The 19,261-nt window shown below is 58.4% G+C and carries 13 protein-coding genes; 8 read left to right on the forward strand and 5 right to left on the reverse strand.

The window, feature by feature from the left end:
* Positions 1 to 140: 140 nt before the first annotated feature.
* Complete coding sequence (locus tag PYTT_RS01330) at positions 141 to 1,175, reverse strand: polysaccharide deacetylase family protein (RefSeq protein WP_067772606.1); 1,035 nt, start codon at positions 1,173 to 1,175, stop codon at positions 141 to 143.
* A gap of 363 nt (positions 1,176 to 1,538) precedes the next feature.
* On the opposite strand from PYTT_RS01330, the gene PYTT_RS01335 reads away from it, so the two are divergent.
* The 4 genes from PYTT_RS01335 (at position 1,539) to PYTT_RS01350 (ending at position 6,817) form a co-directional block, all read left to right on the forward strand.
* A complete protein-coding gene (locus tag PYTT_RS01335) occupies positions 1,539 to 3,182 on the forward strand; it encodes a GspE/PulE family protein (protein WP_067772609.1) in 1,644 nt (547 codons plus the stop codon).
* Positions 3,183 to 3,205: 23 nt separating this feature from the next.
* On the forward strand, positions 3,206 to 4,870 hold the full coding sequence (locus PYTT_RS01340; RefSeq protein ID WP_067772612.1) for a GspE/PulE family protein: 1,665 nt from the start codon (positions 3,206 to 3,208) through the stop codon (positions 4,868 to 4,870).
* Between the two features lie 74 nt (positions 4,871 to 4,944).
* Positions 4,945 to 6,225 carry a type II secretion system F family protein gene (locus PYTT_RS01345; protein ID WP_067772614.1) on the forward strand — a complete coding sequence of 427 codons (1,281 nt, stop codon included), beginning with the start codon at positions 4,945 to 4,947 and terminating at the stop codon, positions 6,223 to 6,225.
* A gap of 4 nt (positions 6,226 to 6,229) precedes the next feature.
* Complete coding sequence (locus PYTT_RS01350) at positions 6,230 to 6,817, forward strand: prepilin-type N-terminal cleavage/methylation domain-containing protein (protein ID WP_067772618.1); 588 nt, start codon at positions 6,230 to 6,232, stop codon at positions 6,815 to 6,817.
* A 186-nt stretch (positions 6,818 to 7,003) separates the two neighbouring features.
* Here the strand turns inward: PYTT_RS01350 and PYTT_RS01355 are convergent, their stop codons facing one another.
* Together PYTT_RS01355 and PYTT_RS01360 are read right to left on the reverse strand one after the other, a co-directional pair.
* A complete protein-coding gene (locus tag PYTT_RS01355; protein ID WP_067772625.1) occupies positions 7,004 to 7,972 on the reverse strand; it encodes a KpsF/GutQ family sugar-phosphate isomerase in 969 nt (322 codons plus the stop codon).
* A gap of 16 nt (positions 7,973 to 7,988) precedes the next feature.
* A complete protein-coding gene (locus PYTT_RS01360) occupies positions 7,989 to 8,777 on the reverse strand; it encodes a hypothetical protein (protein ID WP_141675687.1) in 789 nt (262 codons plus the stop codon).
* A 342-nt stretch (positions 8,778 to 9,119) separates the two neighbouring features.
* Between PYTT_RS01360 and PYTT_RS01370 the strand changes: the two genes are divergently transcribed.
* From PYTT_RS01370 to PYTT_RS01380, 3 genes are read left to right on the forward strand one after another with little or no spacing between them, the layout of a single operon-like run.
* Positions 9,120 to 11,735 (forward strand): galactose-binding domain-containing protein, encoded by a 2,616-nt coding sequence (locus PYTT_RS01370; protein ID WP_141675688.1) that lies wholly within the window; start codon positions 9,120 to 9,122, stop codon positions 11,733 to 11,735.
* Between the two features lie 21 nt (positions 11,736 to 11,756).
* On the forward strand, positions 11,757 to 12,965 hold the full coding sequence (locus PYTT_RS01375; protein WP_067772634.1) for a hypothetical protein: 1,209 nt from the start codon (positions 11,757 to 11,759) through the stop codon (positions 12,963 to 12,965).
* A gap of 51 nt (positions 12,966 to 13,016) precedes the next feature.
* On the forward strand, positions 13,017 to 13,754 hold the full coding sequence (locus tag PYTT_RS01380; protein ID WP_067772638.1) for a phosphatase: 738 nt from the start codon (positions 13,017 to 13,019) through the stop codon (positions 13,752 to 13,754).
* 1 nt (position 13,755) lies between these two features.
* Here PYTT_RS01380 and lpxB read toward each other — a convergent pair whose 3' ends face one another.
* On the reverse strand, positions 13,756 to 14,886 hold the full coding sequence (lpxB, locus tag PYTT_RS01385) for a lipid-A-disaccharide synthase (protein ID WP_067772641.1): 1,131 nt from the start codon (positions 14,884 to 14,886) through the stop codon (positions 13,756 to 13,758).
* 90 nt (positions 14,887 to 14,976) lie between these two features.
* Between lpxB and PYTT_RS01390 the strand changes: the two genes are divergently transcribed.
* Positions 14,977 to 15,633 carry a DedA family protein gene (locus tag PYTT_RS01390; protein WP_245741050.1) on the forward strand — a complete coding sequence of 219 codons (657 nt, stop codon included), beginning with the start codon at positions 14,977 to 14,979 and terminating at the stop codon, positions 15,631 to 15,633.
* A gap of 96 nt (positions 15,634 to 15,729) precedes the next feature.
* Here PYTT_RS01390 and PYTT_RS01395 read toward each other — a convergent pair whose 3' ends face one another.
* A complete protein-coding gene (locus PYTT_RS01395) occupies positions 15,730 to 19,140 on the reverse strand; it encodes a DUF2135 domain-containing protein (RefSeq protein ID WP_067772643.1) in 3,411 nt (1,136 codons plus the stop codon).
* Positions 19,141 to 19,261 lie beyond the last annotated feature (121 nt).

Consider the following 19,261-nt stretch of genomic DNA (forward strand, 5'->3'; position numbering starts at 1 on the left):
GCTCTACCGGATTCGACAAGAAACGGTCATCACATTCCAACCGATCCGATGGGACATTCCTGCCGGAAAACAAAACCGGCATCCGTTCATCCTCGCGGACGGAACGCATGCCGGTATATTCGAATCATCGATTATCCGCTTTATACGACCGGAGCCGCTCCGCTCACATCCTCCATGGCGGGCACAGGTTCCGCCGCCGGCATCGCAGCATCGGGCGCAGGCTGCGCAGCGGGCACCACAGCGGGCACCACAGCGGGTAAGGCAGGAGCAGGCTCAAGCACGCCATCGAACGACGAACGAGCCGGAAGCACAGACTTGCCGCCAGCTGCCGCCATCAACTGGGAAACCGTCACAAGGCGGAAACCGCGGGCCTGCAGACCGCGCACAATCTCCTCGATGGAATCGGCCGTCCGCTGGTGAATATCGTGTACCAGAATGATCGAACCGCAATTGGCTCCGTTGATCGCCGTATTGATCACATCCTGCGTAGAGGCACGCTTCTTGTTCCAGTCCAGCGTATCCACATCCCACAAAATGGCGGGAGTACCGTACTTGGAATAAATATACTGGTTCTGCTGCTTGCTCAGAGCGCCGTACGGCGGCCGCATCACCGCCGGAACCTGTCCGGAAGCATCGATGATTGCCTGCCGCGTACGCCCGATCTCGGAATCGATCTTCTCACGGCTGCATTTGGTCAGCTGCGGATGGGACCATGTATGAATACCTACTTCATGCCCTTCGGCCACAGCGCGGCGCACAATTCCGGGATTGCGCTTCACATTCTGCCCCAGCGCAAAAAACGTACCCTTCGCATTGTACTTGTTCAGCACATCCAGTATTCTGGGAGTCAACTGGGCATGGGGACCGTCATCGAACGTCAGGGCCACCAGCTTCTCGGCCACCGGCACGCGGGAAATGCGGATACCCATCCCGGCACGGGCTGAGGAAGGAGTCACAGAAGGGCGAGGGCGCACGGCAGCAATATGCTGTGCCGCGGAATCATCCTTCTTATTCTGTTGCTTTGGCATGGCCGGAACGACGGGCTTGACCGTCTCCGCCGGCACGGAAGTGAATTCCCCGTCTTCCGAAACTGCGGCCTTCTCTTTCGTCTGGCAGGCAACCTGCACGCACAACAGCAATGCGGCCATCAAACCGCGTCCGAATATCACTTTCATAAAAGGAAAAATGTTTGCAGGCACCACTATACCTGCCGGGAACGAATGTGCAACACTTTATCATCTCTCCGCGCACGATTTTTGAAAGATTCCAGTTTTCCCGGCACCCCGGAACAGGGATTCCGCCATCATCCGCCGCCACGCCAAACGGCCTCCCCATGCCAATATACCCATAAGAGCCTGACTGTGACTTTCATCTCATAAAACACGCTTTGCCCGGTATCAGGAACAATACCAAAAAAAACAAATGAACCGTTTTGTATTGTTGACGTACCTGCCCCGATGGTCTAGAATACGAAGCGGACGGTTTAGCGCCAGACTGGCAGCTTGATTGTACTCTGTTAACCTTACATCCTCTTGGCTGTGTACTCAAACGAACCATACCTTTTAGACCTGCTCGTAGAAGCGGGCGCTCTCCATCGCGAACAAATCGAACAATTTCGCCGGGAGCTTTCCCCGAGACAGAGCGTTATTGAATATATCATTCAAAACCAATATCTCACCGACGAGTACATCGCCCAGGTATGCGCCCACAGTTCCGGCATGGCCTATGCCCCGCTGGACGACTACATGCTGAATCAGGAAACTCTCGCCCTCGTCTCCCCTGAGGTAGCCCGCCGCTACAAAGTCATCCCGCTCGGCACGGACGATTTTACCATAACCTGCGCCATTGCCGACCCCTTTGCCTTCGAAACGCTCGACAGCCTTCCCCAGATCCTCGGCAAGGACATCACCTTCGCCGTCGCCACTCAGGATGCCATCAACCGCGCTCTCGAAAACTACTATCCTGCTAGCAGCCATACAGATCACGACTCCGCGCTGCAGGAAGACGGCGATGCGCCCATCATCCGCCTCGTTCAGCAAATGATCTCGGACGCCTACAAAATGCGCGCATCCGACATCCACATCGAGCCCATGGAAAACCGGCTGCGCATCCGCTTCCGCATCGACGGCAAACTCGTCGAAGTAGCAACGCATCCGAAGAAACTCCTCAGCGCCGTCATCGCCCGACTGAAAGTCATGAGCTCCACCATGAGCATCGCGGAAAAACGCCTCCCGCAGGACGGCCGCATCCAGCTCGACATCGGCGGCAAACAGATCGACCTCCGCGTCTCCTCCGTACCCAGCAACCACGGCGAAAGCATCGTCATGCGTATTCTGGACAAATCGGCCCTCGTACTCGGCCTTCCGCAGCTCGGCTTCTTCTCCGACGACGAAGCCACCTTCGACCGCCTCATCACTCTGCCGGACGGCATCATCCTCGTCACCGGCCCCACCGGTTCCGGTAAGACGACGACGCTCTACGCCTGCCTGAACCACATCAACCGCCCGGACAAGAAAATCATCACCGTGGAAGACCCGGTCGAATACGAACTTTCCGGCATCAACCAGGTCATGGTCAAGGCAGACATCGGCATGACCTTCTCCGCCGCACTCCGCTCCATGCTCCGCCAGGCGCCGAACATCATCATGATCGGGGAAATCCGCGACGCCGAAACGGCCAACATCGCCATCAACGCATCACTCACGGGCCACCTCGTCTTCTCCACCCTACACACCAACGACGCCCCCAGCGCCGTCGCACGTCTGGCAGACATCGGCGTCAAACGCTTCCTCATCGCCTCCTCCGTCCGCGCCGTCATGGCCCAGCGCCTCGTCCGCAAACTCTGCGCCAACTGCAAACGCCCCGGCGAACTCACGGAAAAACAGGCCCGCACCCTCAACATCGACATGTCCCGCCTCACCCCGGGGCAAATTCAAGTCCCCGTCGGCTGCGCCACCTGCCGGGGCAGCGGCACCAAGGGACGAATGGGCCTCTTCGAAATCTTCGAAATCGACGACGAAGTGCGCCACATGATCAACGAACAGATCACCACCCCGCAGCTCCGCAAACGAGCCCGCGAACTCGGCATGAGAACCCTGCGCGAAGACGGCGTACGCAAAGTGCTGGCAGGCCTCTGCTCGGCCGAAGAAGTCATGCACGTCACCATGGGAGACGCCAACTAAACACCAAGAACAGATTTTTCAGCATGGACACAAATCTCGCCCTCGAAGTATTCATCGGACGCGGAATGATCGACCATCCCCTCGCCCGGGATATTCAGGAAGAAATGGTCAACAGCGGCAAGGATTTGCCCGATGTACTGACCGACTTCGGCGTCCTCGGCGCCCCTGTCGACTTCTGGACCATCATCGCCCATGAACTTGGCGCGGAACTCATCTCTCTGGACGGGTTCGTCCCCGATCCGGCCGTCCTTCAGACGATCCCGCCGAACCTGGCCCGCATGCACGGGGCCCTTCCCGTCCGCCGAAGCGCGGATGGCCTGTACGTCTGCCTTGAAGACCCGCTGAACCCGCAAACCGTCGAAGACCTGCGCTTCGCCCTCGGGCTGGACATCCACCTCCTCGTTGCGCCCGACTATCAGGTGCAGGCCCGCCTGAACGAAAGCTACGGCGGCGAAGCGGCAGCCATGAGCGACCTCATGGCGGAACTGAGCGCCATCAGCCACAGCGAAGACTCCCTGAACGACGAAGTCAACTCCACGCCCATCATCCGCTTCGTTGACCTCGTCATCACGCAGGCCATCAAGGAACGTGCATCCGACATCCATTTCGAACCCTTCGAACACGAATTCAAAATCCGCTACCGCGTGGACGGCGCCCTGTACGAAATGCAGCCCCCGCCCGTCCATCTCGCCACCCCCGTCATCTCCCGCGTCAAGGTCATGGCGAACATGAACATCGCCGAACGCCGCGTACCGCAGGACGGACGCATCGTCAAACAGGTCGGCGACCACTCGGTGGACATGCGCGTATCTTCCCTGCCCACCCAGTACGGAGAATCCGTCGTACTCCGCGTGCTCGACCGCTCCTCCGTCAACCTCAACCTGAACAACCTCGGCCTCCCGACGCACATCCACGAGTACATCCTCGACACCGTCAACAAGCCGAACGGCATCTTCATCGTCACAGGCCCCACCGGCGCCGGTAAAACCACCACCCTCTACGCCGCACTCCGCGAAGTCAACACCATCGACTCCAAGGTACTCACTGCGGAAGACCCGGTGGAATACGACATCGACGGCATCGTCCAGATCCCCGTCAACGAAGCCATCGGCATGGACTTCCCCATGGTGCTGCGAGCCTTCCTCCGCCAGGACCCGGACCGCATCATGGTCGGGGAAATGCGTGACCAGGAAACCGCCCAGATCGCCATTCAGGCATCCCTCACGGGCCACTTGGTACTCTCCACCCTCCATACCAACGATGCCGCTGGCGCCGTCACCCGACTGGTGGACATGGGCTGCGAACCCTTCCTTGTGGCCGCCTCGCTCGAAGGCGTACTCGCCCAGCGCCTCGTCCGCACCATCTGCCCGGACTGCCGCGTACCCTACGAACCTTCCGCCACCGTCCTCTCCCAGCTCGGCATCTCCCCCTACGAACTCGGCAACAAAACATTCTACACGGGCTCGCGTTGCGACCGGTGCGGAGGCTCCGGCTACAAAGGCCGTAAAGGCCTCTACGAACTGCTCGACATCAACGATACCCTCAAGGATATGATCACGGACCGCGCTCCGACCGTCGTCCTGCGCCAGAAAGCCATCGAAATGGGGATGACCACCCTGCGCGAAGACGGCCTTCGCAACATCTACGAAGGCAACACCACCATCGAAGAAGTTCTCAAATACACCTGAAGCTCGACTCTCTCCCGAACCATCCGATCCCGCATATACTCCGAACAAACTCCATTCCACCATCCAGTTCTCATATGGCTAATTTCCAATACACCGCACTTAACCAGAATGGCGAAGCCCAAACGGGCGTCATCTCCGCGGCTTCCAAAATCGAAGCACTTGAATCCATCAAGGCGATGGGGCTCTATCCGACGGAAATCAGTGAAACCGGCAAGAGCGGCAAACCTTCGGCACCGAAGCCCAAGAAAACCGACGCCTCCGGCAAAAAGGTCAAGAGCAAAGGGCGCAAAGGCAAAGCCGGCGGCTCCGTCAAAGGCAAGGAACTGATGATCTTCACCCGGCAGCTCGCCACGCTGATCGATGCCGGGCTTCCCCTCCTGCAGGGTCTGAACGTCCTGTACAAACAGGAACCGAACCCCAACCTCCGCGCCACCATCGGCGCACTCTGCGAATCCGTCCAGAGCGGATCCACCTTCTCCGAAGCCCTCGCACAGCACCCGAAAATCTTCAACAAGCTGTTCGTCAACATGGTGAAGGCCGGGGAACTCGGCGGTGTGCTTGAAGTCGTTCTTACCCGCCTTGCGGAATATCAGGAAAAAGCGCAGAAACTCCGCAGCAAAATCGTATCCGCCATGGTGTATCCCTCCATCATCATGTTCATCGCGGTTGCCATCCTCATCTTCCTGATGCTCGTCATCGTACCGAAATTCAAGGAAATGTTCTCCACGAACGGACAGGAACTCCCGGCCATCTCCCAGTTCGTATTCAACCTCAGCGACTGGTTCTTCGAAATGCACTGGGGCATCCCGAACGCCGTCTTCCTCCTCCTCTTTGTCGTCATCTTCTACATCGCCTTCACGATGCTCCAGCGTACGCCCAAAGGCCTGCATGAAATCGACCGCATCAAGCTCAAGCTTCCGCTCGTCGGCCGAGTGCTGCGCCAAAGCTCCGTCGCCCGCTTCTCGCGCACGTTCGGCACACTTGTCACCTCCGGCGTCCCCATCCTCCAGGCGCTCACCATCACGCGCGAAACCGCCGGCAACTGCATCGTCGCCGATGCCGTAGGCCGCATTCACGACTCCGTCAAGGAAGGTGAATCCATCGTCACGCCCATGAACACCTGCCCCGTCTTCCCTCCCATGATGATCTCCATGGTCGACGTCGGTGAGGAAACGGGCCAGCTCCCGGACATGCTCCTCAAAGTGGCAGACGTTTACGACGAAGAAGTGGACAACGCCGTCAGCGCCCTGACCTCCATGCTGGAACCGATCATGATCGTCTTCCTCGCCGTGGTCGTCGGCGGCATCGTGTTCGCCATGTTCATGCCGCTCATGAACCTGATCTCCAACATGTAAACTCATGACGTACCATCGCCATATCCGGCTGCACCGGGGATTCACGCTCATCGAAATCCTCATCGTCATCGCCATCATCGCCATCCTGATGACCATCGGCATGTTCGCCTTCAACGCAATCAAGGAAAAGAAACGTGCGGAAACGGTCAAAGTCACTATCTCTGCGCTCTCGACCGCGCTGGACCAATACCGTTCCGACAACTCGTGCTACCCTGTCGGCGACGGCAGCGAAACCAGCTCCACCAAGCTGTACGAAGCCCTCTACCGTGATGAAGACGGCGACGGCCGGCCGGATATGAACCCCGAAGGCCAAGGTCGCCTGAAGCCGTATTGGGACAAACTCAAACCCGGATCTTCCGATCCGGAAAGCGTCAACGTCAAACGCCGCAATGGCCGCTACGTCATCCTTGACCCGTGGGGCACCCCCTACCGTTACCGCCTCGGCAGCGGCCAGAACGCCGTCGATGCGGACGGCAACCGCGGCAACGGCATCAACGCCGACTTCGACATCTGGTCTCTCGGACCCGACATGAAGGGCAACAACGGCCCCAACAAAACAGGCGACAACGAAGACAACATCTGCAACTGGTAACCAGGCTGCACGAAAATCCAATCCTTCCCTTCTTCCGCATGGAAGAAGGGATTTTTCGTATCCTGCGACAAAACAAACGCTTTCGCTTCCGAAAAAACCGGATGGCGGCCACACAGAACACGCCTTCGGCAAAACAGCCGCTCCCCCGTTCAGGGAAGCGGCTGTCGAAAAGAGAGGAAGCGGATATCAGACCAGCTTCAAGCGTGCAAGATCCTGCGTATCGATCAGTCCGACGGGTTTGCCGTCACCATCGAGCACGACCAGATCGTCGATCCGGCGATTGCGAAGAGTCCTTACGGCAGCAGCTGCCAGCTCGCCTTCTTTCACAAACACCGGAGTCGGCGTCATTAGAGGAGCGACCGGCTTGCCGCCAACCAATTCATCCGCCTGATAGGCGCGCGCAAAATCTCCATGAGTGAAAATCCCGGCAAGCGTCCCATCCTCCTTGACGAGGATACATGCCCCTGCCTTGGCGCGGCTCATGGCCAGCAGGCATTCGGATACTGTCGCCGTCACCGGCAGACAGGCAATATCCTTGCGCATGATATCGCAGACCTTCGTCAGCAAAGCACGCCCCAAAGAACCGCCCGGGTGGCGTTTGGCAAAATCTTCCTTGGTGAAATGCCGCGCTTCCAACAAAGCCATCGCCAGCGCATCGCCCATGACCAGCATGGCCGTACTACTTGATGTCGGAGCCAGATTCAGCGGGCAGGCTTCGCGCTCCACCCCGGTATCAAGCACGATATCGGCATGATTCGCCAGCGAGGAAGAGACATTCCCCGTCATTGCGATAATCTGCATATTGAAACGCTTCAGGAAAGGAAGCAGAGTCAGCAATTCCGATGTTTCCCCGGAGAACGACATGGCAATACACGCATCCCCGTCGCAAACAATCCCCAAATCGCCGTGAAGGGCATTCTGGGAATCGAGCAGCACGGTGGGCGCACCCGTCGAATTCAGGGTTGCGACAATTTTCTGACCGATATTGCCGGACTTGCCGACACCTACGACAATAATTTTGTGGCCGGAATCGAGCGCTGCCGACATAGACTCGACCGCCTGGACGAAATTGTCATCCAAGCGGTCGGTTACGCCTTTCAACGCTTCGATTTCGTCAACAAATACCTGACGACCTCGAACTAGATGATTGGACATGAGAAGGGATAAACGATTAGAAACGGCTGCGGCCCGTCATGCGGCCCGAACCGCTGGGAGGAGTCGTCCTCGTCGATTCTTCCACCACGCGAATGGCGGGTTGCACTACCGGTGCCAGAGCAGGAGCAGCTGCAGGGCGGGGAGCCGGAGCGGGAGCAGGCACGGCGGCTTCCTGTCTGGGAGTCGCCACGACCACTTCACGAGGCTGCGGAGCAGGTGCGGGAGCAGCGGGTTCCACATAGTCCCAGGGAGGGGTAACTTCCACGGTCGTTTCTTCAAAGGCGACCACTTCCTCCTGAGGTTGCACGACGCGCACAGGTTCGCTGCGGGTCGTATAATAGCCGGGCACATACTTCTCACCGCGCACGGGAGGAATCACGACGGGTTCCTGTTCGCCACGGCTGGTCAGTACGATATTGCCCGTGTACATACGCTGCACGGTAGCATCCATCTTGTTGCCGGCAGCTTCTTCGGAGGGAGCGACAAAACAATCGGGAAGCTTCACTTCCTTGGGCAGATCGGCAGGCGCGGCTTCGGCATTGGCGGCGAGAGCTTCCGCCTTGGCCGTCAGCGTCGTAATGCGCGACTCCACATAATCGGACCTGAAATCGGGATGTTCATCCTTCAATTTCACCATGGCATCCTTGGCGGCATTGGTCGCTTGCGTCGCGGCATACAGGAAGCCTTTCTGTTCAAGCTTATTGGCCCGCTTCATCAGTTTCTCGGCCTTTTGAAGGCTGTCTTCTGGAGCTGCCAGCAGGCAACCGGCCATCATCGGAAGTAAGTAGAGTGCGCGTATAGTCATAAAACTGTATCGGGTTTACCCCTCTCGCGTAAGAATACCAAATACCATGCGGGGTGAAAAGCAAAAAATGATCATACTTCGGGAAAAATGGTGGCAGGTCTCCGCCTGCCTTGAACCCATCGTTTGCCGGGTACTCCGGCTGCCTCCCATCCGCTCCGGGCGGAGCATTCCCGGCCCTTTTGAAACCAGCAGCTTCCGGACCTTTCTTTCCCGCCTTTCGCGAACCGGCGCTTCCTTGCACGCAACCCGGTTTGAAACGGGTACGCGGCGCACTGCCGCAGGAGCCCCCGGCATCGGCCGTTTCCTGCTTGACAACAGGGTGTTTTCCGGTAGAATCCGCACATGTCCAAAAGGGGATATCTATTAGGCATCGCCATGAGCGTGGGAGTTCTTGCCGGTTACACCGTCTACCCGTCCGTCATCGGGGGCAGACCGGTTTCCACCAAACACACGCATTCGACGCAGAAGAAAAAAGCCGCATCCCCCATTGCGGAGCCGGATACCGCCGGGCTGAAGGACACACCTGCCCCCGTAGCCCCTCCGCAGCCCGCCCCCTCCATCGCACCTCCGGTGGTACAGCCAGCTCCGTCTCCCGCGCAGCCGGAGCCTGAACCCGCACCCACTCCGGATACGCCGCAAGAGCCGGAACCGGCCCCTGCCCCGGAACCCGCACCGGCCACGCCGGACGAACCTGCGCCCGTAGCCGAAGAACCCGAACCGGAACCGGCCGCCGATGAACCCTCGGCTCCCGACATTCCCGATCTCGCATCCGCCACGCGAACCCCTGCCCAGCTCAAACAGCTGCAGCAATATCTGAAACATCTGGCATCCATGAAGGAGGCCCCGTTCATCGGCAAGGAATTCACAGGTACGGCATGGAGCAAGGCGGACTCCATCCAGCGCAAACTCGCTTCCCGTATCGCAAAAAACCTCGAAGGCCGCACCGACAAGGATGTCATGGCATTCCTTTCCAAGCCCCAAAACAGGCTCGACCTTGCCCAATGGCAGTTGATCCAGCATGCAGGAGCCGACAAGATTTCAACCCTCGCCTCCACGCCGGACGGCCACAGCTTCCTGACCGCCTTCGCCAACAATCTCGAATGGCTTGAAGGATTCCTCTTCTCGGGGCCCGTCGGCAATGCCGACAAGGCGCTGGCCATCCTCGTCGACATCGTCAAGGACTCGCCGGACACCGTCTCCGATCCCATGCTCCGCAAAATAGCCGCCGCCACGGCAGCCGAATTCGCGCGATCGGGCTGGGAACACGACAAAGCCGTCGCCCGCAACAAATTCTACGCGACCAGCTGGAAGGAAGGCAAACTCAACCGCGAATTCGACAACCTCGACTACTGGGACATGCGCATCGTCTGCGGTTGCAAGGGGAACAACGGCTTCGGCAACGTCGAATCGCTCACCTGGCAGCGCGACAACGTCCGCCTTCCCGCCGAACAATACACAGGAGCCTGCTGGCAGGCTCCGTACCGCCTCAACAACATCAGCGGCGACAGCATCCACGGTTCCGACTACTACCGCCCCTATGACCGGTACTTCTCCGGCAACCAGGCGCAAATGACGAAAGACGTCGGCGGCGTCTGCGGCGGCCTGTCCCACTACGGAGCATTCGCAGCCTGCGCCAACGGCATCCCCGCCCTGCCCATGGGCGAACCGGGCCACTGCGCCTACACGGTGCGAGTCAACGGCAAATGGACGCCTGCCTATTCGCTCTCATGGCAGCGCGGCGCACACTGGTGCTTCTGGGACGAACACACATGGGCATTCCTCGAACTCACGCAGGCCCTGTACTCCGACCAGTTCCGCACCCGCATCTCCGACCAGGTATCCGCCATCGCGCGCTTCCTTGCCGCAACCAACAAGCAGAACACGGCCGTCGGCCTGTACGAACTGGCAACGGACATCCAGCCGCTCAACTTCCCCGTCTGGCGCGAATACTGCAACCTCGTCAAAACCAAGGCACCCAACGACGCCAGGAAATGGACGCAAATCAACGACGCCGTGTGCAAGGCCTTTGCTCCCGTCTTCCCGGACGTATGTGCCCAGACATTGATGAAACACGTCTATCCCCAGTTGTTCCAATGCGTCAAATCCCCTACGGATCGCCTGAAAATCTTCCATGCCAGCCTGAAGCAATTCGACAACATGGGTTCCTGCCGCTGGGACGTCGAAAACTTCCTGAACAAACAGATCGAACAGGTACGCGACAAAAACAAGCCCAATGAAAAACTCCTGATGGACTACCTCAAGGTCGTCATGGGCAACATGATGAACAAACCCGCTTTCGCTTCCATCGCCCTCGCGTGGGGACAGGGGCAGGTCGCTCAGGAAAAGCCGGCCTTCCAGCAGGCCTTCACCAAGATGACTCTGCAGGCCATGGGCGCTTCCCGTATGGACAAGGATGCCAAGGACAAACTGCTTGCGGCTGCCCTCATCGGCGCGGAAAACAGCAAAGACCTGACCACCTTCCAGACCGTCGGCAAAATGCTCAAGCACAAATACAAGGACTCCCTGCCGAAAATCGACCCGTTCCCCGGCAAACTCCTTTCCTCCGGCGGCCTCGTGCGCATGAGCTCCGTCTCCTCCCAATACGGCGACGCATCCATGCACTGGGGGCTCCTCGAACCCTGCGGCGGACACTTCCATACCAACAAGGATGAAGACGCCTGGGCGGAAGTCGAACTGCCGCGTGTCGGCCAGCTCTCCGGCGTCGTCGTCATCTGCACGGGCGACAACCTCTGGAGGCTCAACAACATGAAAGTGCAGGTCTCCGAAGACCGCACCAACTGGACGGATGTTCACCAGTTCGGCAATGCATCCCGCATCCTGCGCGCCGACCTCGCCGACTCCAAGCCGAGAGCCCGCTTCGTCCGCATCCTGCGCCCGGGCGGCCCTGAATTCTTCCACCTCAACGGCATCCAGGTCTACGGCAAACCCGCATCCTGAACCCAACCGGCACCACACAACATGAAGACACTGTACACACTGGCCCTTGCCGCGCTCCTCTCCTCCGCCCCTCTGATGGCGGTTCAGCAGGCCGCCACCTACGAAGACGCCGCCAAAAAAGCCAAGGACGACGGCATCCTGATCTACATGTACGGCGCAGGATGGGACAAAATCGGCGAAAAAATGCTGACAACCCTCTGGAAAAGCAGGGAAATCGACAAAATCGCGGGACAAGCCATCATGCTCACGCTTCCGGTTTACCAGAACCCCACCGAAGCGGAAAAGAAAACCACCGCCAAAATTCTGGGCAATTACAAATTGCCGAACGGCATCGCCTCCTATCCCTGCATCCTGATGCTGGACCGGAACGGGCGGCCATACGCCACCATTCAGGGCAACGCCCTCACCGAATCGCCCTCACAGGCAGTCCAAACCATCCGGAGCAACATGGACAAGCTGGAACAGCGCACCAAGCTCGTCCAGCAGGCGGAAAAAGCGCAAGGACTCGAAAAGGCGAAACTGCTCGGCAAAACCTGCGATTTGGGCATTGCAACGCCTGACAAACTGCTCGACATGATCAAGCAGGCCGATCCGGACGATAAAAGCGGATATGTCCGCCGCCTCCAGTTCAGCCCCTGGGCTCTTGGCGACCAGATCAAGGAACTCGATGCCGACGAAGCCGTCTCGCGCGTCCGCCGCATGGCTGACGATCCGGCCTACACGCCTCATCAGAAGCAGGAAATGTATGCCGTACTGACCGGAAAACTGCGCCGCAACTCTCCGGCATACGACATGAAAAAACTCCGCACCCTCTTCGAGGAAATGCGCGACTTCGACCCGGAATCCATGTACGGCGTCGCAGCAGCCAGCTCCATCGACGCATGGTGCACCACCTTCTCTCTGGCGCGTGGCTGGAGCCCCCGCATCTTCGATGACGGCGGCCCTGTAGAACTGGAAGGCTCGCATCCCGTCAAGGACAAGGGCACCTACATCATCACCTTCAACTACCAGAGAGGCATGCACGCTCTCGGCGTCAAATCCGTAGCCGTGTACGACGGGAACACCCTCGTCGCACAGGACAAGCACACCGCCAGCGCAGGACGCAATGCCAAAGACAACACCTACACGCTGAAAGTTCCCAAACCGCTGAAAAACCCGAGAATCGTCTGTGAATTCGAACAAAACGGCGGCAAGGACACCTACGGCTCCCTCTCCATCAAAAAACAATAATCTTCTCTTTCGCGCCCGGTTCATCCTGCGGACCGGGCGCCTCCTTGCTCCATGCATCCCCTCCAGCTCGACGTCCACACGCACACGATCGCCAGCGGCCACGCCTACGGCACCATCACGGAAATGGCTCGTGCCGCCGCCGACAAAGGCCTCTCCCTGCTCGGCATCACCGAACACGCCTCCGGCATCCCCGGCACCTGTGCCGACCTCTACTTCGCCAACCTCCCCGTCGTCCCTCGGCGCATGTTCGGCATTGACCTCCTGCTCGGAGCCGAAATCAACATTCTCGATTATGCCGGAACCCTGAGCATGGCACCGAAACTGATCGACACCCTCGATCTCCGCATTGCCGGCATCCATGAACAGTGCTACACCTTCGGCACCATCGAGGAGAATACCCATGCCGTCCTTCAGGCCATCCGCAACCCGGCCATCGACATCATCAGCCATCCGGACGACGGCAACTGCCCGCTGGATTATGACATCCTCGTCCTCGAAGCCAAACGGCACCACACCCTCCTCGAAATCAACAACAACGCCCTGCGTCATCCCGAAACGCGCAAAAACGTCGTCAAAAACGCCCTCTCCATCCTTGAAAAAAGTAAGCTGCACGGCGCACCCGTCCTCCTCAGCAGCGACGCCCATTACATGACGGACATCGCCAATATCGACCACATCACGCCCCTCCTGGCGCGCACCGATTTCCCTGACGAACTCGTCATCAACTACTCGGCCGAACGATTCTCGGCATGGCTGAAGGAAAACCGCGCACGCGGCAAGCGGGCGTAACTCACTCGCCCTGCTGCCCCTTCAGCATCTTCATCACGGCATCCGCCGCCTTTGCTGCTGCGCCGCCGTGCCCCAGCAGATCCGTTGCCGCACGCATGCTGCGCACCACATCCTCGCGCTGTTTCTCGTCCATCAGCCTCTCCAGCTCGGCGATGCAGTTCTCCACGGAAAAATCGTTCTGCACCAGCTCGCGCACCACTTCCTTGCCGGAAAGAATATTCACCATCCCGATATGGGGAATGCGCACCAGCAGCTTCGCCGCCAGATACGTACCCCACGCCACCTTGTACACCAATGCGTAGGGAAGCTCGTGCAGAGCCGCTTCAAGCGTCGCCGTACCGGAAGCCACCAGCGCGGCATTCGCCCGATCCATCAACCCGTGGTAATTCTCCGTCCGGATATGCAGCACATTGGCCGGAAGACCGAACTCGTGCGCCATCCGGCGCATCAGATCGGCCAGCTTCGTATTCGATGCAGCCGTCTCGAACACCCAGTCGGGATGCCTGTGGCGCAGCAAATCCACCACCTGAATGAAAACGGGAAAATGCCTCTCGATCTCGCGCACACGGCTCCCCGGAAACAGGCCGACCAGCTTCGGCTCCCGCACATCCGTCTGCCGCTCCGCCAGAATATCGTCCACCAGCGGATGGCCCACAAACTCCGTCCACAGCCCCGCCCCCTCGAACAAAGGCTTCTCAAAGGGGAAAATGCACATCATGATATCCAGAATCTTCGCCATCTTCGGAATGCGCCCCTTGTGCCAAGCCCACACCTGCGGGGAAATGAAATAACCGATCCGCACATCCACACCATCGCGGCGCAAACGCTCGGCCATACGCAGATTGAACCCCGGATAATCCACCAGAATCACACCATCCGGCTGCTCGCGCTTGATGCGGTCCAGCACATCGAGAAACTTCTGGCGAAACCATCCGTACTTCTTCAGCACTTCCACCACGCCGATCACCGCCGCTTCCTCCACCCAATCCTCGATTTCCGGCGAAACGGCCTGCATCAGCGGACCTCCCAACCCCATGATTTCCATGGACGGATCCTGCCTGAGCAACTCCTGCATCAGCAGCGCGCCGTGCTTGTCTCCGCTCGTCTCTCCGGCAATGATGAACAACTTCATGTCGTACGTCAATGTAGCTGAATGCATTGAATTTTACAAGAAAAGACTTCACAGCACAGCAAAACTGTGCATAATCCCCCGCATACGAACATGATGCACGAACTGATCAATATCTGGATGGGATGGGTGACCGACTGGGGATATGCCGGCGTCATCCTCCTCATGGCCATGGAAAGCTCCATCTTCCCCGTCCCCAGTGAACTGGTCATGCCCCCGGCCGCCATCATTGCCGCCGGACCCAATGCCCCCATGAGCTTCTGGGGCGTCGTCATCGCAGGCACCGTCGGCTCCTACGTCGGCTCCGCCATCACCTACCTCGTCGCCCGCTATGCAGGCATCCCCTTCATCAACCGCTGGGGCAAATACTTCTTCATGCCTCCGGCCAAAGTCGCCAAGGCCACCGTCTTCATGGAGCGGTACGCCGTCGGTGGCGTCTTCTTCGCCCGCCTGCTCCCGGTCATCCGGCACCTCATCTCCATCCCGGCGGGCATCGTCCGCATGAACTTCTGGATATTCAGCCTCGTCACCACGCTGGGCGCCTTCATCTGGTGCACCGTTCTCACCTGGTACGGCCACCGCATCGGCTCGGAGCATCCGGACATTCTCAAAGACCCGGACAAACTGAAAGAAGCCGTAAAAGCCGAATCGCTCGGCCTCGTCATCTGCGTCGTCGTCCTGGCCGCCCTGTACGTCCTGATGATCAAAATGACCTCCCGCAAAAAGAAGGAACAGGACATTCAACACTGATCGTTTTTCTTCGATAAACGCTTCCCTATTCGCAAACAAAACGCCTGTCTTGTACAAGACAGGCGTTTTTTCATTGGAGCCGGGGCACCCGTGAGTTTACTTCGGCAGCTTGATCAACTCTCCAGCCGACAGTTCCCTGCCCTTGAGGGACGGATTCAACTTCAGAATCTCTTCTGCCCGCGCCGGATCATCCAATTCCTTCCGGGCAATGGATTCGAGCGTATCGCCCTTCTTCACCTGATAATCCCGCAGGGAAGGAGCGGACGGATCCTGACCGTAAGCCACCTTACCTACATTCACCACCTGATCCTTCTCTTCAAGGCGGAAAAACAGCGTCTGCCGCTTTTCTTCCGGCCTTCCGTAGTCCGTATACACTTCCGCATATAGCGTCACCGGAGCCAGCATCTTCTGCGACCTGCTGCCGTAATAATGCGTCTCGATCTTGTAGTCCCCATCCTTCGCCTTGCGGATCAGGAACTCTTCGGGGCCGTAGCCCTGCGTCACGTCGCGGGAAAGCATGCCGCCCGTCTGCGTCCGGTTATGGCTGTAGAAACACTTCTCCTTGAACGGGTCGGTCACCCACAAATCCATATCCGAAGCGGCCGTATCCCAGTTGATGACAACGCGCAGATCCGTATCTACCGGCTTGATGAACGCGGGATCCAAACCATCCACATTCACCGGCTTGCCTTCGGCCTTCGCCTTGGCGATCAGGCGGTTCATCTCCATCAGGGCAATCTGCTCCACCCCGGCGAAACGCTCCTGCATCGGATTCGTCAGAATCTTCCGCAACATATCGACCGCGGCCTGATACTCGCCCTTCTCCGCCAGCACCAGCGCCAGATCGCGGTAGGACTGCGGTTCTTCACGGAACATCTCGGCCACTTTCCGGAACACGAACTCCGCCTGATCCAGATCGCCCAGATACCGGAGCTTGTAACCCAGCGTCCTCAGCAGGGAACGATTCTCCAACTCCATCTCCACAAGATTGGAGAGCACCTGCAAAGCCGTCGCCTTATCGCCCTTCGAGGCAAAGAAATCGGCACAATCCAGATAATACCCCGGAGCCGCCCCGTACTCCGCCTTGAGCTTCATATACGTATCGTAAGGCTTTTCCGATACCTTCAATGCCTCCATATACGGATCCTTCGAATCCCACGGCTTCACCTGAATCACGGGCTGCGGTGACTGTGTCTCACGGCCTCCTCCCGACCGTCCGCCTGCCGACCCCAGCATAGCACCGCCTGCCGGCCGCATACCGCCAGTCACAACAACCGCCGCATCGGCATCTTCAGCGGCAACCATTCCTGTGCCAAAACCGACACCAAAGGCCTCACCTACCCCGGCAGGAGGAGCCTCTGCCCCAACGGGAGCAGCAGCAGCAGCGGGCATCACGCTCACGGCCTCCGATCGACGCTCAGCCCTCAGGACACGAACATCCCCCGAATCAAAGGGGGATGCTTCGCCCGCTTCATCGTCCATCCCATCCACTGCACGCTGATTCAAAACCATCTTCGTATCGGCATTCTTGGCTGGTTTCCTCTTCGAAAAATCGGTTTCAAGCCACGCTACCTTCTCCTTCCAGCCGTCCAAAGATCGCCGCATCTGCCCCACCCTTTGCGATTCCTCACTCAGCTCCTTCGCCTTGGCATTCATCGCCACATGCTCGTCGTACAATTGCCTTTCCTTCGGTGCGGAGGCCGGAGGCCTCACCCCGTGGCGGATATACTGGTCGAGCGACTCCAGCACCAGCAAAGACGTACCGGGCGTCACGATACCGTATTCCTCGCCGAGAGCCTTCAGCCGCTCGGCCCGCACCGGGGTTTCCGGCTCGCGCATCATCTCGTTCAGCCTGTTCTGGGCATGGAAAGACCGCAACAGCGTTCCTTCCTGCGCGTTGCCCGTAGAAACAGGCATCGTGACAAACATACCATGCGTCTCATTATTCTTTCCTTCCGACAGGCTCACCAGTATCAAACCAATCTCATGATCACCTTCAGGAATGTTGCCAGTCACCAGCAGCGCATCTCCGGCCTTGACCGTTCTGCCGCTGCATACGGAATCCTCCCACGGCTCACCGTCCAACACCACACTTATCACTTTCAATACAGGCTCTTCCAGATTCTTCATCGCCTGCTCCGCCGTATGATTCGTCAGAGTCAGCACGCGGGCATTCATACGCTCCATGGCATGAAAATCCGAAGCGGACGTTACGGCAAGAGCCACCACAGGAGCCGCGCTGTCACTCATTTCCCCCTTGCTGAAATTGGCAATACCATCGCTCACGACAAAACACAGTCCCGCATCCGCCGTCGAAGGTACCGCAGCCTGTACATCCGCCGTTGCTCCGTCATAAGTAATCTCCTCCAACGCTTTCAAAAGAGCATCGGCATCCTTGAACACCTTGGGATCGCCGATCCTGTCGCGCACAATCGTCAGACGAACTTCCTCAATGGGCCGTTCTGCCGATGCAGCCTGGCCCGGCCTGTTCATGTACGTATCCAAATATTTTTTCAAAAAGGCAATCGCCTTCGCCGTATCCGCCTTCGCCATCGATCCTGAGGCATCCCATACGATCGACAGCCTGCCCGGTGCCTTATGGCTGCCAGCACCCGCAGCATCCACAGGTAGAACAACCGTGGCATAATACTTGCCGTCATGCTTCTCGACAAAAGATTCACTCTTGGGCTTACCCCCAAGCTGAATCGGCGTCATCGTAAAATTGCCGTTACCCGTCTCTACGGTGGGACCGAACTTGGGAAGTGGCGCAGGAATCGATATCTTCAAATCCTCCGTCAGCGCAATATCCTTCAACTCCTTCTCGGCCACAAACATTCCCTGCACCTTGTCAAACGAAAGATTCTCCACGGGAGACCGGTTGATCTGCGGCTTCTCGTCGTTGAGCACCTCGACGCGCAACTTGAAGGAATCCATCCTGTTGCCGAAATTCAGAGGCAGCTGGTACAGCACAGAACCGTCCTCATTCATCGGCACCATCGTCGTATAACGAAGACGAACCGTACGCGTACCGTTTGCCGGAATGGGATGCACGCGCGTCTTGAACTGGTTGCCTCCCGACCATTCCACCAGCCCCGGATCAATACCCCTGCGCTGCTCCTCTTCGAACACCACACGAGCCTTCTCCTTCGTCACAGGTACGCCGTCCACCATCGCACCGTTGACATCCAGTGCATACCCCTGCATCACAGCCCCCTGCGGCAAAGGGTAATACAGTTCTCCCTCCAGCACCCGGTTATTCGGATTATGGAACGTCATCGTCACGATCGTCTCGCAAAGCGGCCCCATCACGCGGGATTGCACTTCCGCCTTGCTGATGACCACAGACTGATCCTTCTCCCCCTTTTGAATAATCATCCGGGGAAAAACGGGCTGTGTCTGCACATCCGGCAGCACGCGGCTGGCGGTTACGGGATCGGCGGCCTGAGTCTGGGCCCACGCAGGAGCCGCCATCAAACCGAGCGCAATAAGTTGGGGTACTATTTTCATGATATGTATGGATCGCCTTCGGATCGATTCATTTGTAGCATAACCACAGGGAAATCGTCCAGCAAATTTTATGCAACAAAAGCATCACAAACGGATTCGGCAGAAAATTATTCCATCAGAT

The organism is Neoakkermansia glycaniphila (genome assembly GCF_900097105.1).
GTDB classification, from domain to species: domain Bacteria; phylum Verrucomicrobiota; class Verrucomicrobiia; order Verrucomicrobiales; family Akkermansiaceae; genus Akkermansia; species Akkermansia glycaniphila.

What these genes read in the sequence shown, in the direction of transcription:
- PYTT_RS01330 (WP_067772606.1), bottom strand. Translation starts at nt 1,175, where the DNA reads ATGAAAGTGATATTCGGACGCGGTTTGATGGCCGCATTGCTGTTGTGC.
- PYTT_RS01340 (WP_067772612.1), top strand. Translation starts at nt 3,206, where the DNA reads ATGGACACAAATCTCGCCCTCGAAGTATTCATCGGACGCGGAATGATC.
- PYTT_RS01345 (WP_067772614.1), top strand. Translation starts at nt 4,945, where the DNA reads ATGGCTAATTTCCAATACACCGCACTTAACCAGAATGGCGAAGCCCAA.
- PYTT_RS01350 (WP_067772618.1), top strand. Translation starts at nt 6,230, where the DNA reads ATGACGTACCATCGCCATATCCGGCTGCACCGGGGATTCACGCTCATC.
- PYTT_RS01355 (WP_067772625.1), bottom strand. Translation starts at nt 7,972, where the DNA reads ATGTCCAATCATCTAGTTCGAGGTCGTCAGGTATTTGTTGACGAAATC.
- PYTT_RS01360 (WP_141675687.1), bottom strand. Translation starts at nt 8,777, where the DNA reads ATGACTATACGCGCACTCTACTTACTTCCGATGATGGCCGGTTGCCTG.
- PYTT_RS01370 (WP_141675688.1), top strand. Translation starts at nt 9,120, where the DNA reads ATGTCCAAAAGGGGATATCTATTAGGCATCGCCATGAGCGTGGGAGTT.
- PYTT_RS01375 (WP_067772634.1), top strand. Translation starts at nt 11,757, where the DNA reads ATGAAGACACTGTACACACTGGCCCTTGCCGCGCTCCTCTCCTCCGCC.
- PYTT_RS01380 (WP_067772638.1), top strand. Translation starts at nt 13,017, where the DNA reads ATGCATCCCCTCCAGCTCGACGTCCACACGCACACGATCGCCAGCGGC.
- lpxB (WP_067772641.1), bottom strand. Translation starts at nt 14,886, where the DNA reads ATGAAGTTGTTCATCATTGCCGGAGAGACGAGCGGAGACAAGCACGGC.
- PYTT_RS01390 (WP_245741050.1), top strand. Translation starts at nt 14,977, where the DNA reads ATGATGCACGAACTGATCAATATCTGGATGGGATGGGTGACCGACTGG.
- PYTT_RS01395 (WP_067772643.1), bottom strand. Translation starts at nt 19,140, where the DNA reads ATGAAAATAGTACCCCAACTTATTGCGCTCGGTTTGATGGCGGCTCCT.